The sequence below is a fragment of the Dyadobacter sp. CY343 genome (genome assembly GCF_021390335.1).
Classification (GTDB): domain Bacteria; phylum Bacteroidota; class Bacteroidia; order Cytophagales; family Spirosomataceae; genus Dyadobacter.
The window spans coordinates 77,153-92,048 of record NZ_JAJUXK010000006.1 but is presented as its reverse complement, the minus strand read 5'-3'; the positions used below and the strand labels follow the sequence as shown (position 1 = coordinate 92,048).

Below are 14,896 nucleotides of genomic sequence, written 5' to 3'. Positions count from 1 at the left end.
ACGTAAATGATTTGCTATGCTGTTGGCGGTTGATGTCGGCAATACCGATACGGTCTTCGGACTTTACCAATTTGGCTCGTGGGAGCATTTGTGGCGCATGCGGTCGCTTCCCCAGGAAAGTGAATCGCATTATGAGTCGAAGCTACGGCTGCATTTCCTGGAAGCCGCATTGTGGTTTGGGGATGTTGAAACGGTCGTGCTCAGCAGTGTTGTGCCTGCATTAACGCCGACGATTTTGAAAATGCTGCGTTCACTTTTTGGGGAAGATATCATTGTAGTCGGGCCGGATATTTACCCGGAACTGGAAATACAAATAGACCATCCTCACGAGATCGGCGCGGATCTGATTGCGAATGCCGTGGCGGTAATGTCGCGTTACAAAGAAAATTGTGTTGTAGTGGATTTTGGTACTGCGCTCACATTTACTACGGTTTCCAAAGACAATAAAGTACTGGGCGTGGCGATTTTGCCGGGCTTGCTCACTGCGGTGAAAGCATTGTTTGCCAATACGGCCCAACTACCCGAAGTCCCGCTGGTACTTCCCACAACTGCAATCGGGAAAAACACGACTGAGGCGATTCAGGCAGGTATTTTGCTAGGTTATGAAGGTTTGGTCAAATCACTTTTACAACGGATCCGGGCGGAATTGGGTGGCGAATGCATTGCCGTGGCGACGGGTGGCTTGTCCTCTATTATTGATACGCTCCGCGATGAATTTGTAGAGATTGATCCTAAATTAACATTAGACGGGCTGCGGGTAATCGGGGAGAAGGTAAGGGGTTAATTTTTAAATATCCCTGACTGAATAAGCTGCAAATCCTGCACCGGCTGGTTATATAAGTAGGTCCAGCAACTCACGGACAATTGGTTTTCAGTAAAGATGGGAATCTCCCGCCGGATATACAGACTGGCTGCTTGATCTTCCAGCACATCTTCATATTCGTCCAATTCCTGCAAAATGCCGGGATCCAGGATTTCGAAAATTTCCCCGTACACTTTCTCTGCACTTTGCGGCTCGTACACCGCGCCCGGATACCAATCGATTTTGTAGAGTTTCCCATGAAAATATCCCTCGCCGACATAGTCTGAAACGGCGGCTAATTTCCTGGCGAAGGGATTATCAAATCCTTTTTTTAATGTTCCGTAAGTAAACAGGCTATTCAAAACGGAAGCTGGTTTTTGGTTTCAAATTCGTCTGTATTTAACAATAATTTATAGAACTTTTCCATTCTGACTGTATATACGAACGAAATGTACTTACTTAATAAGTGTATTTTTTTTATATTTACATATAAGGCCGTTCATCTAATTCAATTTAAGTTATGTACGAAAAGAATCTTGGTACAAAACAAAAGGCGCTCAGAATCAACCTTGATCGCCGGATTTATGGCTCTTTTGCGGAGATTGGAGCAGGGCAGGAAACAGCAGCTTATTTTTTTAAAGCAGGAGGAGCATCGGGGACAGTAGCTAAAACCATGTCAGCTTATGATATGACATTTAGCGACGCAATTTACGGTACGGAAGAGGGAGGCAGGTATGTGGTTGAATCGCGTTTAATGAAAATGCTTAACCGGGAATATAATCTGGTAGAAAAGCGTCTCTCCGAGAAGCGTGGAAGCGATAGTCAGTTTTTTGCATTTGCCAATACCGTAGTCGCCCTCAATTTTCAGAAAACCAACGAATCCCACGGCTGGATAGGACTGCAATTCCAGCTGACGCCGCTGGGGCCGACAAATTACGTAGTAGTTCACGTCCGAATGCGCGACGATGAAAATATTTTGCAACAGCAGGCATTGGGTATTATCGGGGTCAACCTCATGTACGGCTGCTTTTTTTACTATAAATCACCCGAAACGCTGTTAATGTCCCTGATGGACGATCTTACGGTCGACCGCATCGAGATTGATATGGTACGGTTTAGCGGGCCTGATTTCGCGAAAGTGGATAACAGGTTAATGAGTCTGCGGCTGGTTAAAAACGGCTTTACGGACGCGGCTTTGTTCGGCAGCGACGGCGGGGTTTTGCAGCCTTCGGAAGCTTTGTATAAAAAGCACATTCTGATGATGCGCGGGCGCCTGCGACCTATTACTAATGTACATATCGACCTGATCAGCAATGGGCAAAAGCAATTTTTAGCAGAGCCGGATGTAGACGAATCGAAGGTGGTACTGATCTCCGAGCTTACATTACACAATCTGAAAGCAGGTGACAGGGATATTGATGAAAAGGATTTTTTAGACAGGGTTGATATCTTGTGCTCGCTGGGGCACATGGTAATGATCTCCAATCACCATGAATACTATCGCCTCGTCGCCTACCTTTCGCGCCTTACCAAATTGAAAGCGGGATTGTTGCTGGGTAGTCCGAGCTTGCAGGATATTTTTGAAGAAAAGCATTATGAGTTCCTCCCGGGTGGTATTTTGGAATCTTTTGCGACCCTTTTTAGCCGGAAAGTAAAATTGTTCATTTACCCGACTTTACAGCCCGACGGATCGGTTTACAGTTGTGCCAATTTTGTGGTACCAGCTCATTTGCAGCCACTTTTCCAATATTTGACGATCAATGACAAGATCGAGGATATCAGGAATTATAACAAAGCACACATGGACATTACAACCGACAGTGTTCTTGAAAAAATAAAGCGCGGTGAGCCGGGCTGGGAAAAACTTGTTCCTGAAAACGTAGCGCAGATGATCAAGGAAAAATCCCTTTTCGGGCTTCCGAGCGAGGATAATTATGTAGATACCGTGAAGCAGATCCACCAGGCCGTAGGAAATCTTTGATAATTTTTTGCCAAAGATATTTTAGAGTAACCGCAATCAACCTCAGGCTTTTGGAATAAACCATTTGATCAATGGCCCAAATCCTGACTCCTCCTACTACATTCTTCGGCCGGCTCCGCTACCTCGGACCCGGCTTTATTTTGTCCGCTGCCATCGTCGGCTCCGGTGAACTCATTGCCACAACTGCATTAGGTGCCAAAGCAGGTTTTGTGATGTTCTGGATCATTATTCTGAGCTGTTTGGTAAAAGTAGCATTGCAGCTCGAATTCGGTAAGAATGCGATTTACACGGGTACCTTTGTGATGCATAATTTCAATCAGCTTCCTGGTCCAAAGCTCGGAAAAGCGCATTGGAGCATCTGGCTCTGGCTTTCATTGCAGGGATTAAAGTTATTGCAGGTAGGTGGCATTGTAGGCGGTGTCGCGATTGTATTGAATATGGCGTGGCCGGGGATTTCTGTCAATATCTGGGCGATTATTTCTGTTTTGCTCACTTCACTTTGGGTATATAAAGGAAATTACGGGCCCGTCGAGAAAGGCGCGCTCGTCATGATCATGCTTTTTACTGCTGTAATACTTATTTCGCTGTTTTTACTGCAAGGAACAAAGTATGCAATCCAGTGGCCGCAAGTCAAATCCGGCCTCGAATTCTCGCTGCCGGCTGGCATGGTTGCTGCTGCATTCGGGGCTTTCGGTATTACGGGAGTAGGAGGGGATGAAATTATGTACTACAACTATTGGTGCATTGAAAAGGGCTACGCAGCCTATTCCGGTCCGAATGACGGAAGTAAGGAATGGGCGGATCGGGCGAAAGGCTGGTTTAATGTGATGTACCTTGATGCTGTACTCTCTATGGTTGTGTACACTGTGGTTACTGCCGCATTTTATCTGCTGGGAGCGGCTGTGCTACATAGCAGTGGTACGGTGCCTGAAGGATATGAAATGATTGAGGTTTTGTCAAAAATTTTCACCGAAACACTTGGTCCCTGGGCTAAGAGCCTATTCCTGGTCGGCGCTTTTTTTGTGCTCTACTCTACGCTTTTCACTGCCACTGCAAGCTGGGCAAGGGTTTGGGGAGATGCTTTCGGGGTCATCGGCTGGATGAAATTCGACACACCAGAAAATCAGCGCAAAACCATTGGAATTTTCTCCTGGGTATTACCGATGATCTGGTGCGCGCTGTTCCTCTTCTTCCAGGCACCGGTAATGATGGTCATCCTGGGCGGTATCGCTACTTCTATATTACTGCTTCTGATCGTTTATGTTTCGCTGGTATTCCGCTTCCGCGAGCTGCCGGAGTCGTTGAAACCCTCGCTTTTATACGATATCTTTTTCTGGATCAGCGTGGCATCAATCCTGATTGTCAGCGCGTACGGGGTTTTGCAGATTTTGTAGTATGCCGAAGATTGTTTGAAGGACTCCTTTTGAAAAGCGCTTGGGTATTAGCTCTGGAGCTTACATTATATTTAGTGCAAGTGCTCAAAAGTCGTCAATCAGCTGCTCCTACATGAATACCTACCGAAGTTGAGAGATACGTTATTAATGCAAATGAAATTCTGAGACACAATAAAAAAAGTTCTCTTATAGAGAACTTTTTTTATATTTACACACATTTGAAATGAAAGTACATCTTATCAAGCGGCAAAGTATTGAAGCTTTTGTGCAGATCAGTCCGCAATATAAGCCGGCGTTTGAAGATTGGCTGACAAAAATAAGATATGCAGACTGGTACAAGCCGGAAGACATTACACGGACATTTGGTTCGGTTGACTTTCTTGGAAATGGTAGCAGCAGGGTGATTTTTAATGTTGCGGGTAATTCTTGCAGAGTTATTTGTAAGTATGTTTTTGGTGGGAAGCAAGTGCACTTGTTCGTATGTTGGATAGGAATACATGCAGATTATACCAAGCTATGCAGAGGCGGAGAACAGTATTTTGTAAATAAATATTAGAGAAAATGGAAGCGCTTAAATACAAAATCATCAAAAACAAGGAACAATACGAGCTCTACTGCGGGCAACTGGAAACATTATTGGAAGAGGTAAATTCTCAAACTGTTCAGGATGAAATCGAGTTGCTTACGTTTCTAATCGAAAAGTATGACGAAGAAGTAAATACTATGCAAGATGTTGATCCGATAACATTACTTAATTCGTTGATGCAGGATCATAATCTGAGAGCGAAGGATTTGGTGGAAATACTGTCAGTTAGCAAAGGATACGTTTCTGATATCCTACATTATAGAAAGGGACTTTCGAAGGAAGTAATCAGGTCATTGTCAGAATACTTTAAAATAAATCAAAAAGCCTTTAACCGACCCTATGAACTTAGGCGCATGCAAGCCAGAGATGAAAACGTGGCAGTCTATTAGAATGCTAAATTTGAAATAAAGTAAATAAAAAACGGTCTGCCAGCTATTCTGACAGACCGTTTTTTATTATCTATACCTTAACTTATAGCGATGAAAAGTCGAATGTTTCGAGGTATTTGGTAGTGAAGTTTCCTGATTTGAAACCAGGATCGTCCATCAATTTAATATGGAATGGAATTGTAGTTTTGATCCCCTCGATCACAAATTCCTGCAATGCTCTCTTCATTCTGGTCAACACTTCCTCGCGTGACTGGCCGCTTACGATCAGCTTTGCAATCATCGAATCGTAATTCGGAGGAATGGTGTAACCGCTGTAAACGTGACTGTCGATCCTTACGCCGTGGCCGCCGGGGAAATGCAGATTAGTGATTTTTCCAGGTGCTGGTCTGAATCCGTTCGAAGGATCCTCCGCATTGATCCGGCATTCCATTGCAAACAATTTCGGAGTATAGTTCTGTCCGGAAATAGGATAGCCCGCAGCAACTTTAATTTGTTCTTTAATCAGGTCAAAATCAGTGACTTCCTCTGTGATAGGATGCTCAACCTGGATACGGGTATTCATCTCCATAAAATAGAAATCCCCATGTTTGTCGACAAGAAACTCGATCGTTCCCGCGCCTTCATACCCGATTGACTGAGCGCCTTTGATCGCCGCTTCGCCCATTTTTTCTCGTAATTCAGGAGTGATAATCGGCGAAGGCGTTTCTTCTACCAGTTTCTGGTGGCGTCGCTGAATAGAGCAGTCGCGCTCAGAAAGGTGACAAACTTTACCGAACTGATCTCCGATAATCTGGATTTCGATGTGGCGGGGCTCTTCGACGAATTTTTCAAGATACAGACCGTCATTTCCAAATGCAGCCGCTGACTCGGTACGGGCATCGTTCCATGCTTTTTCAAATTCGTCCGGCTTGTTGATAATCCGCATTCCACGGCCACCGCCACCAGCGGTCGCTTTGATAATGACAGGATATCCGATACCCTCAGCCAGTTTTTTACCGTGTTCCACAGATTCCAGCAAACCTTCCGAGCCTGGCACGACGGGTACCCCGGCCTGGATCATGGTTGCTTTTGCAGTCGCTTTATCGCCCATTCCATTGATCTGAGCAGCAGTGGCACCAATAAACTTAATGCCATAATCTGCGCAAATCTGTGAGAATTCGGCATTCTCAGACAAGAATCCATAACCCGGGTGAATTGCGTCCGCACCGGTTACTTCTGCCGCTGATATAATATTTTGAATACTTAGATAAGATTGTCTGCTTGGTGGTGGGCCAATGCAAACTGCCTCGTCGGCAAACCTTACGTGCAGGCTGTCCCTGTCAGCAGTTGAATAAACGGCCACAGTTTTAATGCCCATTTCACGGCAGGTTCTGATAACCCGCAAGGCGATTTCGCCCCGGTTGGCAATGAGTATCTTTTTAAACATAAAATGAAGCTAGTTTTACAGAACGTCCATTGCCTCAGGCAGGCTCCACAATAAATAGTGGCTGGTCAAATTCAACAGGAGTGGCGTTTTCAACCAAAACTTTTACAATTTTTCCTGAAATCTCAGATTCGATCTCATTGAAAAGTTTCATGGCTTCAATTACGCAAACTACCTTTCCCGGCTTGATCTCGTCGCCTACGCTGGCAAATGCCGGGGTATCCGGGCTTGACGCGCGGTAGAACGTACCGATCATCGGGGATTTAATTGTAATCAGATTGGAAGAAGCGGTTTCGCTTGCTGCAACCGGTTCTGAGGGAGCCGATTGTGTTACGGGCACGGTAGGTACCGGCGGAGAAGTTACCGAAGCCGGAGTTGCGGCGGCCGGCGAATAACTCACCGTAGGCGCAGATCCGTAGCGCTTCACCTTTATTTTTAAATCTGCCGTCTCAATATTTACTTCATCAAGTCCCGATTGGGCAATGAAGTCAATCAGTTTTTGAATTTCTCTGGTTTCCATCTAGTTATGATTTTACTCTTTCTACGTAATCGTACGTGCGGGTATCAACTTTGATCTTCTGGCCTTCTTCAATAAATAAAGGTACCATAATCCTTGCGCCCGTCTCCACTTCAATAGCTTTCTTGGGAGAGTTGGCTGTATCACCTTTCAAACCCGGCTCCGAGTAAGTTACTTCCAGTTCAACAAATGGGGGTAATTCGCAAAGTAAGGCTGTATCGTTCTCTGTATTAATAAGAATCTCTACTTCCTGACCTTCCTTCATCAGATCCGCGTTTGTTACCAGTTTTTCGTCGATCAAAACCTGGTCGAATGTTTCCGCATTCATGAAGTTAAAGCCAACTTCATCTTTATATAAGTACTGAAATTTATGTCTTTCAACGCGAACAGGGATAATACCTGCACCAGAAGAAAAAGTGTTATCCAGCACCTTCCCAGAAGTAAGGCTTTTCAGCTTGGTCCGGACAAATGCATTTCCTTTTCCAGGTTTCACATGTTGAAACTCGATTACCTGAAAGAGATCATGGTTGAAATTGATCACCAATCCGTTACGCAAATCTGCAGTAGTTGCCATTTTTCAAAAATTAATATAAAAGTCGTATTAAGGATAGCCTATTTGGGATCGTAAGCCCATTTCAAATAAATAGAACCCCAGGTAAAGCCGCCGCCAAAAGCAGCGAGGACCAGGTTATCCCCTTTTTTCAGTTGTGATTCGTAATCCCACAAACAAAGCGGGATGGTCGCGGCAGTAGTATTGCCATATTTCTGAATATTCATCATCACCTTATCCATGCCCACGCCCATTCTATTGGCAGTAGCTTCGATGATCCGGCGATTGGCCTGATGCGGTACCAGCCAGCTGATATCTGCACCTGTCAGTCCGTTGCGTTCCATGATTTCAGCCGACACGTCAGCCATATTGGTAACTGCAAATTTAAATACCTGCGCACCATCCTGGAATACAAAATGCTGGCGGTTGTCAATCGTTTCGTGTGTGGGCGGGTATCGGCTTCCTCCTGCTTTTTGGTTCAGATAAGGATAACCTGCTCCATCGGATTTAATAATAGAGTCAATTACCCCGTTTCCTTCTGTATTAGGTTCGAGAAGTACAGCGCCGGCACCGTCGCCGAAAAGTATGCAGGTTTTCCTGTCGGTATAGTCCACAATCGCGGACATTTTATCACTACCAACAATGATTACCTTCTTATATTTTCCTGTTTCAATAAACTGGGTACCAAGTGTCAAAGCGTAAAGAAATCCCGAGCAGGCAGCCTGAATATCAAAACTCCCGATATTTCGAATGCCGGCCATATCACAGATCAGGTTGGCGGTACAAGGGAATATGAAGTCGGGAGTAGTAGTTGCACAAATCAAAAGATCGATTTCTGCGGGGCTTGTGTTGGTTTTTTCTAACAAACCCTTCACTGCCTCAGCACCCATATGTGAGCTTCCTAAACCTTCACCTTTCAGAATACGCCTTTCTTTAATACCTGTGCGACTCACAATCCATTCATCATTCGTCGCAACCATTGTTTCCAACTCGGCATTCGTCAAAATATAATCAGGCACATACCCTTGTATTCCTGTTATAGAGGCTTTTATATGGGTCATGATAAAATTAACTATTCAAAATCCGAATAGGTTTTGGTAAAAGAGACAGTTGCTGTTTAATCATAGGTGGTTTCCGACTAACTCAGTGCTTGTAATATATGCAAATATGCTTTGGACTTAACCTGTTTATACGCCCAGCCTATCATATTTCTGATAGCCAAAGGCGATGAAACCCCATGTGCTATCATGACGTTTCCGTTTACTCCTATTATAGAACTGCCTCCGATTGATTCGTAATTTGTCTGGTCGATAAAATCATCCTGGAAACCTCTTTTCTTAGAAATCTCGTACAAGGATTCTCCCAGCTTAAATAATATATTTCCGGTAAAACCATCGGTAACAATTACGTCGGCTTTATTAGTGAAGAGATCTTTCCCTTCTATATTTCCTATAAAGTTAATGCGTTTATTTTGTTTGAGGAGCGGGTAGGTGGCTTGCGAGGTAAGAGAGCCTTTTTGTTCCTCTTCTCCGATATTCATTAGAGCAACGCGGGGACGTTCGATCTGGAAAGTGTATTGGGCGAAAATAGATCCGATTTCACCAAACTGCGCAAGAACCTCAGGCTTGCAATCCGCATTCGCGCCAATATCGAGCATAATCGAATAGCCGCCATCCACTTGAGGAACGAATCCAGCGATAGCCGGCCTTAAAATTCCTTCAATTGCCTTGATACTAAAAAGAGCACCTACGTGCATTGCGCCTGTGTTTCCCGCGCTGCAGAATATGTCGACTTCCTTTTCTTTGAGAAGCTTAAAACCAACACCGATACTGGAGTTTGGTTTTTGAGACAGCGCTTTTGTGGGATGCTCGCCCATCTCAATAACATCTTCTGCGTGAACGACGTCAACATTAGTAGGGGTGAAATTGTGCTGGTTGAATAAGTCCCAGATCACACTCTCACGTCCGATTAAAACGATTCTCGCCTCGGATGGTAGCTCAGAAGAGGCTTGAATAACCCCCTCAACAATTGCTTGTGGAGCTAAATCTCCCCCCATAGCATCTACCGCAATTTTCATTTACACGCTGTTATTTTAGACTAATAAGTTAGAAATCGAAGGTGTAAATTTAGCAGATGTGCCGTAGTAAAAAAGAATTTCGCAACAACTTTTATAGGGTTGTTGCGAAATTGGCATGTTCACAGACTGATACTAAACTGTTTTCGTGTAGTTCTCAACTACAACTTTTCCTCTGTAAACCAGGTTGCCTTCGTGAACGTGGGCACGGTGTAGCTGGTGGATTTCTCCTGTTGAAGAATCAGTGCCAAGTTGCTTTCCTGTAAGGAAGTCATGCGCTCTGCGTGTATCGCGACGTGTTGTAGAATGTCTCCGCTTAGGATGTGCCATGATGCTTTATGTCTAATTGTTTTGTTTTTTCTTTTTCTTAATTCCGTCGGCTGAAGCCGACGGCAATTGATTGCTTATTAATTTCCGTTGGCTTTGGCAGACGGTATTGGGTCTTTCTTTTTCCGTCGGCCAAAGCCGTCGATAATTGCTTGCGTATTAATTCCGTTGGCTTCAGCCGACGGTATCGGGTCTTTCTTTTTCCGTCGGCTAAAGCCGTCGGTATTTGATTGCCTATTAAATTTCCGTTGGCTTCGGCCGACGCTACCGGCTCCTCTTTTGCTAAAGTACCGGTATTAAATCGCTCTTTATTCGCCTTTCAGCTTTTTCAGTGCTTCCCAACGCGGGTCTATTTTTTCTTCTTCACCCGAATCTTCTTCTTCCGTTTCCGCTGATGAATATACCAGTATCACTTCTTCCTCGTCATCTTCCAGATCCAGCTCGTCTTCATCACTTCTTAAATCCGGGTGAATCTTCTTAGTTGGTAGCGAGAGCGCTATAAAATCAAACAAATAGCGCGCCACGTTGATCTTATTCGTATTCCTGTTGATCATTTCGATCTCCTCCGTCAGCTCTTCATCGTGATCTCCGAATTTCAAAATAATCCGGTCATCCAAATTGATAGGCTCTTCGAAGGGTTCCAGACTTCTATCGCAGATCAATGTAACTGCCCCTTCAGTATGGAATTGAAGCTGGATCATGGTGGCTGATTTATTCAGGACAACATGCGTTTTAAAGTGTCCACGCTCAATCAGATCCTGATCCAATTCTTCAAAAAAAGCATCTCCTGACTCCATATCATAGTCATACTGTTTGTCTTCCAAACCGTAAATGTCTATGTTGTATTTACTTAGCTCTTTCACTTTATGCTCTCAAAAAGGAGTGCAAAGGTAATGTGTTTGATATTAATAAAAAAGATGTGAGGGAATTTTGTCAAATCTTCTTAGCCGGGTTTCCAAAGTAAGTTGCTCCTGCAGGCACATTCTCTACGACCACAGAACCCGCTCCAATGCGCGCATTCTTACCTATTTCAATGCCCGCAACAATAATCGCACCGGAACCGATAAAGGCACCATTATTTATAACAACACGATCATTAATAATTGCGCCAGTTCCGATGGTAACGAAATCACCAACACGAACCGACGTATCCAGCACAGACGCAGTCTGTATCAGACAATGGTGACCAACAACTGTTTTCGCCCCGACAATAACTCTTGCTCCAATAAGATTTCCGTGACCAATCGCAGACATTCCGGAAATTACTGCTGTATCGTGAACTGCATTCACGGGCATTGCCTTGTACTCTTCGGTCAATGTTTCTACCAGCCTCTCCCGGACTACTTTATCGCCGATCGCCACAAAAGCCTCACATTTGGATCCAAGAATACTCAGATAACCGGTGTCATCTGTGGAACCGAGTACGTTTACATCTCCAAATTCCTTACCATGTAGTTGAGTGGTATCGTCGAGCAGACCGTAGACCAGTACATTATTTCTTCTGAAAATATCGAGGGCCTGGACTCCAAGATCGCCGGCGCCAAAAATTAAAACGGGATTTTCCATAGTTGTAGTTAGTAGAAAGAAAAAGTCTCCATTTGCACGAAGAGTTCAAATGAAGACAAAAATTTCAGGCCAAAAGGCTTTTGAAAAAACCTATAATAAGGTAATCCGGAATACGAGCGGACTTCCGTAGGGCGATAGATTGGTAATAGCCGCAGCCGGGCCCGCAGAATTATCTACCTGATTATAGTAGTTGAAATTGTATAATAGTGTAAAATGAACAGCCTTTGCAATACGCCCGCCGGTAGGAACAGAATAGGCCGCGCCAAGCATTGGCGACACGATCCACTGCCTTTTCTGGTAATTTCCCACCACATTTAAAGGCTCCACTTCGGCGATGAGGTTAATGGGCTTGATCACATTATACATTAAAAAACCTTTACCGCCATAATAACTGTAAGCATCAAAATAACGCTGCTTAAAAAACATATACGTGATTCCGACGCCGCCAACCAGCTTTTCTGTCAGCTCGTAACCTACCATCGGCGACAGGTTAATGTTTGTAAAAGTGCCTAAGCTGAGCCCGAAACCGCCGCCTGCGCGCAGCCTTTCGATAAACGGCAATTGCTTAAATTCAACTACCGGCTTTTTCTCGGCAACCCTGTTTGTGTCTTTGGGGGTATATTCTTTTGGCTCGCCCGGCGTCTCCCTTCTCAGTGAATCAGGGCGGTAGTATTCGTCATTTTGGGCAAAAAGGGCAGGGCTAACCAGAATTGTAAACAGCAGTGTGCAGCTGAGGAGGATTTTGCTTTTCATCTTAAAATCATTTATTTTATCGTATTGTTAACTGGTAACGACTGAGGCTTTATTTTTGGTTTATCAGGTTTCCCGCCCAAGCTCCTCTTATATTATTATACAATTTTATGCATTATCATATCTCGGTAGCCGATCCGCAGTCACACTTTCTTTTAATTACCTACACCATACCCGACATTTCCAGCGATACGATCGAAATTCAGCTGCCTGCCTGGCGGCCTGGGCGCTATGAACTTCAAAATTTTGCCAAAAATATTCAATTTGTTGAAGCTATCTCTGCAACCGGCGATAAACTGCCCATTCATAAAGTAACGAAAGACCGCTGGCAGGTTGGAACCGCAGATCAGAAAGAGGTGAAGATACGCTATTCCTATCATGCCGTAATCCAAAACGCGGGAAGCAGCTATGTGGACGAGGAGCTTTGGTATCTTAATTTCGTCAATTTCTGCATGTACACCGAGGGCCGCATTACCGATCCTTATGAGATAAGTCTTGCATTGCCGGCCGGTTATCAGATTGCCTGTGGGCTACCTTCCGGTGGAGAGAATATATTGGTTGCCAAAGATTTTTATCAGTTGGTTGATAGTCCGTTGCTGGCGTCTCAATCCTTACAAAAGTGTGAATACGACGTAAGAGGTGTACAATTTAAGATCTGGATGCATGGTAACCTGCGACCCAACTGGCGCCGGATCGAAAGGGATTTCCGTCGGTTTTCGAGGGAACAGATCGCGATGATGGGGGATTTTCCTGAGACTAAATATCATTTTCTCAATCTCATATTACCAACTGCATTTTACCACGGCGTAGAACATCAGAATTCGACGATGATCGTGCTCGGGCCCGATGACGAGGGTGAGGGACTCTATTCTGATCTGCTGGGCGTAAGCTCGCACGAGCTTTTTCACACCTGGAATATCATCCGCATTCGCCCGAAAGAGCTTTTGCCTTATGATTTTACCAAAGAAAATTACTTCCGTACTTGCTTCGTGGCGGAAGGCTGCACTACCTATTACGGGGATCTTTTTCTGAGGCGTGCAGGCGTTTTTACCGATGAAGGCTATGTGAAAGAATTGCAGGTATATATGAAGCGCCATTTTGAAAACAGCGCAAACGCCGCTCAGTCACTGGCCGAATCTTCGTTCGATCTGTGGCTCGACGGTTACGAAAAAGGTATTCCCGACCGTAAAGTCTCAGTTTATCATAAAGGTGCATTAGTCGCGATGATCCTGGACCTTTATTTAAGAAAAAGGACAAACCACGAACAATCGCTGGACGATGTAATGCGCCTGCTTTGGGTGCGTTTTGGTAAACCGTTTATTGGTTACGCGATCGAAGATTATATCAGCATTGTAGAAGAGGTGGCCGGCGAAACGCTCGAATGGTATTGGAAAGAATGCATTTTCACCAACGAGCCTCTTGAAAACCGGCTGAATGAAGCTTTATCATTTGTGGGATTACAAATGTCGGTTTTCAGTAACGGTAATATTCAGTTGAACGTGATGGACGATTTTCGCGGTAAGTTGCAGCGAGACAAGTGGCTGACCACTTCTCAGGTTTTATCGGTTCAGGAGGAAGAAGAGGAGGAATGAAGTTAAAAGTTCACCGCAATATTTCCTCCAAACTACCCTTTAAATCAGGATATTGATATTTAAAATCAGTCTCTTCCTTTATTCTTTTATTGATCAAATAACTGCTGCCCAGTACCACATTGGCCATTTCGCCGAATGCGAGCTTTAGTGCAAAAGCGGGAACGTGCGGGGCCCATTGCGGTTTATCGAGTACTTTACAGATCAGTTTTGTGAAATCTTCGTTGGTTACTGCTCCTGTGATCGCGTTGTAAACGCCGTGCCAGGTTTCGTTCTCCATTGCCTGAATGTACATATTGCAGATATCGTCCAGGTGAATCCAGCTCAGCCACTGCTTTCCCGAACCGAGCGGCGCGCCCAGACCCAACTTCGCAGGCGCGGCGATTTGCTTCAATGCGCCGCCTTCATCACTTAGTACGATTCCCGTTCTCAGTTTTACAGTCCGCACACCGAGTTCAGCGACTGCGTCGGCGGCTTTTTCCCAAACGATAGTCACGTGAGAAAGAAAATCGTTTCCCGGCTGCGAGTTTTCCGTATTCCGGGTTTCGCCACTGTCTTCTCCATAGTAGCTGCTCCCGGAGGCCGATATAAATGCAGCGGGACGAATATTCTTCTCTTTTAATTTTTCTGCAACCAGCTTAATCGTGTCTACCCGGCTGGAAATAATGCTTTTTTTCTGCTCGTCGGTCCAGCGCTTTTCTGCCACGCCCGTACCGGCAAGGTGAACCAGGAAATGCGTATTTTCCAGCGCGCCTTCTTCAATATAATTTTTATCAATATCCCATTGAAAAACTGTCACCGAGGGAACTGACTTCTTGCTGCGGCTCAGGTAGGCCACTTCATAGCCTCTCTCCAACAAAAGTTGCGTCAAACGCTTTCCGATCAGGCCGGTACCGCCTGTTATCAATACTTTTTTTCCCATAAACAGCAAGTAGTAAAATGTGTACC

Annotated in this window: 17 protein-coding genes; 6 read left to right on the top strand and 11 right to left on the bottom strand. The window is 44.8% G+C overall.

The window, feature by feature from the left end:
• Positions 1 to 16: 16 nt before the first annotated feature.
• Entirely contained in the window at positions 17 to 784 is a 768-nt protein-coding gene (locus tag LZG94_RS20210; RefSeq protein WP_233793603.1) for a type III pantothenate kinase, read from the top strand.
• Here the strand turns inward: LZG94_RS20210 and LZG94_RS20205 are convergent.
• Positions 781 to 1,164, bottom strand: a complete 384-nt coding sequence (locus tag LZG94_RS20205; protein ID WP_233793602.1) for a gamma-glutamylcyclotransferase — start codon at positions 1,162 to 1,164, stop codon at positions 781 to 783. The genes LZG94_RS20210 and LZG94_RS20205 overlap by 4 nt on opposite strands.
• Positions 1,165 to 1,322: 158 nt before the next feature.
• Here LZG94_RS20205 and LZG94_RS20200 point away from each other — a divergent pair, with 158 nt between their 5' ends.
• The 4 genes from LZG94_RS20200 (at position 1,323) to LZG94_RS20185 (ending at position 5,152) form a co-directional block, all read left to right on the top strand.
• Entirely contained in the window at positions 1,323 to 2,783 is a 1,461-nt protein-coding gene (locus tag LZG94_RS20200; RefSeq protein WP_215234919.1) for a TonB-dependent receptor, read from the top strand.
• Between the two features lie 71 nt (positions 2,784 to 2,854).
• The gene (locus LZG94_RS20195) at positions 2,855 to 4,177 is read left to right on the top strand and encodes an Nramp family divalent metal transporter (protein ID WP_233793601.1); all 1,323 of its coding nucleotides are present in this window, start codon (positions 2,855 to 2,857) and stop codon (positions 4,175 to 4,177) included.
• 223 nt (positions 4,178 to 4,400) lie between these two features.
• Positions 4,401 to 4,733 carry a type II toxin-antitoxin system HigB family toxin gene (locus tag LZG94_RS20190; protein ID WP_233793600.1) on the top strand — a complete coding sequence of 111 codons (333 nt, stop codon included), beginning with the start codon at positions 4,401 to 4,403 and terminating at the stop codon, positions 4,731 to 4,733.
• 5 nt (positions 4,734 to 4,738) lie between these two features.
• Positions 4,739 to 5,152 (top strand): type II toxin-antitoxin system HigA family antitoxin, encoded by a 414-nt coding sequence (locus LZG94_RS20185; RefSeq protein ID WP_233793599.1) that lies wholly within the window; start codon positions 4,739 to 4,741, stop codon positions 5,150 to 5,152.
• 82 nt (positions 5,153 to 5,234) lie between these two features.
• On the opposite strand, the gene accC is transcribed toward LZG94_RS20185, so the two are convergent.
• From accC to LZG94_RS20140, 9 genes are all read right to left on the bottom strand, one after another.
• Complete coding sequence (gene accC / locus LZG94_RS20180) at positions 5,235 to 6,578, bottom strand: acetyl-CoA carboxylase biotin carboxylase subunit (RefSeq protein ID WP_233793598.1); 1,344 nt, start codon at positions 6,576 to 6,578, stop codon at positions 5,235 to 5,237.
• A 34-nt stretch (positions 6,579 to 6,612) separates the two neighbouring features.
• Positions 6,613 to 7,095 (bottom strand): acetyl-CoA carboxylase biotin carboxyl carrier protein, encoded by a 483-nt coding sequence (accB, locus tag LZG94_RS20175; protein WP_233793597.1) that lies wholly within the window; start codon positions 7,093 to 7,095, stop codon positions 6,613 to 6,615.
• A 4-nt stretch (positions 7,096 to 7,099) separates the two neighbouring features.
• A complete protein-coding gene (efp, locus tag LZG94_RS20170; protein WP_215234915.1) occupies positions 7,100 to 7,666 on the bottom strand; it encodes an elongation factor P in 567 nt (188 codons plus the stop codon).
• A 38-nt stretch (positions 7,667 to 7,704) separates the two neighbouring features.
• Positions 7,705 to 8,703 (bottom strand): beta-ketoacyl-ACP synthase III, encoded by a 999-nt coding sequence (locus tag LZG94_RS20165; protein ID WP_233793596.1) that lies wholly within the window; start codon positions 8,701 to 8,703, stop codon positions 7,705 to 7,707.
• A gap of 77 nt (positions 8,704 to 8,780) precedes the next feature.
• Entirely contained in the window at positions 8,781 to 9,719 is a 939-nt protein-coding gene (plsX, locus tag LZG94_RS20160) for a phosphate acyltransferase PlsX (RefSeq protein WP_215234913.1), read from the bottom strand.
• A gap of 132 nt (positions 9,720 to 9,851) precedes the next feature.
• Positions 9,852 to 10,046, bottom strand: coding sequence for a 50S ribosomal protein L32 (gene rpmF, locus LZG94_RS20155; protein WP_215234912.1), 195 nt, complete (start codon positions 10,044 to 10,046; stop codon positions 9,852 to 9,854).
• A gap of 305 nt (positions 10,047 to 10,351) precedes the next feature.
• The gene (locus LZG94_RS20150) at positions 10,352 to 10,906 is read right to left on the bottom strand and encodes a DUF177 domain-containing protein (protein WP_233793595.1); all 555 of its coding nucleotides are present in this window, start codon (positions 10,904 to 10,906) and stop codon (positions 10,352 to 10,354) included.
• Between the two features lie 70 nt (positions 10,907 to 10,976).
• The gene (locus tag LZG94_RS20145; RefSeq protein ID WP_233793594.1) at positions 10,977 to 11,609 is read right to left on the bottom strand and encodes a NeuD/PglB/VioB family sugar acetyltransferase; all 633 of its coding nucleotides are present in this window, start codon (positions 11,607 to 11,609) and stop codon (positions 10,977 to 10,979) included.
• 90 nt (positions 11,610 to 11,699) lie between these two features.
• Positions 11,700 to 12,362: a hypothetical protein gene (locus LZG94_RS20140; RefSeq protein ID WP_233793593.1), complete on the bottom strand. Its 663-nt coding sequence runs from the start codon at positions 12,360 to 12,362 to the stop codon at positions 11,700 to 11,702.
• Between the two features lie 107 nt (positions 12,363 to 12,469).
• Between LZG94_RS20140 and LZG94_RS20135 the strand changes: the two genes are divergently transcribed.
• The gene (locus LZG94_RS20135; RefSeq protein ID WP_233793592.1) at positions 12,470 to 13,951 is read left to right on the top strand and encodes a M61 family metallopeptidase; all 1,482 of its coding nucleotides are present in this window, start codon (positions 12,470 to 12,472) and stop codon (positions 13,949 to 13,951) included.
• Between the two features lie 10 nt (positions 13,952 to 13,961).
• Here the strand turns inward: LZG94_RS20135 and LZG94_RS20130 are convergent, their stop codons facing one another.
• Complete coding sequence (locus LZG94_RS20130) at positions 13,962 to 14,870, bottom strand: TIGR01777 family oxidoreductase (protein WP_233793591.1); 909 nt, start codon at positions 14,868 to 14,870, stop codon at positions 13,962 to 13,964.
• Positions 14,871 to 14,896 lie beyond the last annotated feature (26 nt).

What these genes read in the sequence shown, in the direction of transcription:
- LZG94_RS20165 (WP_233793596.1), bottom strand. Translation starts at nt 8,703, where the DNA reads ATGACCCATATAAAAGCCTCTATAACAGGAATACAAGGGTATGTGCCT.
- accC (WP_233793598.1), bottom strand. Translation starts at nt 6,578, where the DNA reads ATGTTTAAAAAGATACTCATTGCCAACCGGGGCGAAATCGCCTTGCGG.
- efp (WP_215234915.1), bottom strand. Translation starts at nt 7,666, where the DNA reads ATGGCAACTACTGCAGATTTGCGTAACGGATTGGTGATCAATTTCAAC.
- LZG94_RS20190 (WP_233793600.1), top strand. Translation starts at nt 4,401, where the DNA reads ATGAAAGTACATCTTATCAAGCGGCAAAGTATTGAAGCTTTTGTGCAG.
- LZG94_RS20130 (WP_233793591.1), bottom strand. Translation starts at nt 14,870, where the DNA reads ATGGGAAAAAAAGTATTGATAACAGGCGGTACCGGCCTGATCGGAAAG.
- accB (WP_233793597.1), bottom strand. Translation starts at nt 7,095, where the DNA reads ATGGAAACCAGAGAAATTCAAAAACTGATTGACTTCATTGCCCAATCG.
- LZG94_RS20140 (WP_233793593.1), bottom strand. Translation starts at nt 12,362, where the DNA reads ATGAAAAGCAAAATCCTCCTCAGCTGCACACTGCTGTTTACAATTCTG.
- LZG94_RS20135 (WP_233793592.1), top strand. Translation starts at nt 12,470, where the DNA reads ATGCATTATCATATCTCGGTAGCCGATCCGCAGTCACACTTTCTTTTA.
- plsX (WP_215234913.1), bottom strand. Translation starts at nt 9,719, where the DNA reads ATGAAAATTGCGGTAGATGCTATGGGGGGAGATTTAGCTCCACAAGCA.
- LZG94_RS20200 (WP_215234919.1), top strand. Translation starts at nt 1,323, where the DNA reads ATGTACGAAAAGAATCTTGGTACAAAACAAAAGGCGCTCAGAATCAAC.
- LZG94_RS20210 (WP_233793603.1), top strand. Translation starts at nt 17, where the DNA reads ATGCTGTTGGCGGTTGATGTCGGCAATACCGATACGGTCTTCGGACTT.
- rpmF (WP_215234912.1), bottom strand. Translation starts at nt 10,046, where the DNA reads ATGGCACATCCTAAGCGGAGACATTCTACAACACGTCGCGATACACGC.
- LZG94_RS20185 (WP_233793599.1), top strand. Translation starts at nt 4,739, where the DNA reads ATGGAAGCGCTTAAATACAAAATCATCAAAAACAAGGAACAATACGAG.
- LZG94_RS20145 (WP_233793594.1), bottom strand. Translation starts at nt 11,609, where the DNA reads ATGGAAAATCCCGTTTTAATTTTTGGCGCCGGCGATCTTGGAGTCCAG.
- LZG94_RS20195 (WP_233793601.1), top strand. Translation starts at nt 2,855, where the DNA reads ATGGCCCAAATCCTGACTCCTCCTACTACATTCTTCGGCCGGCTCCGC.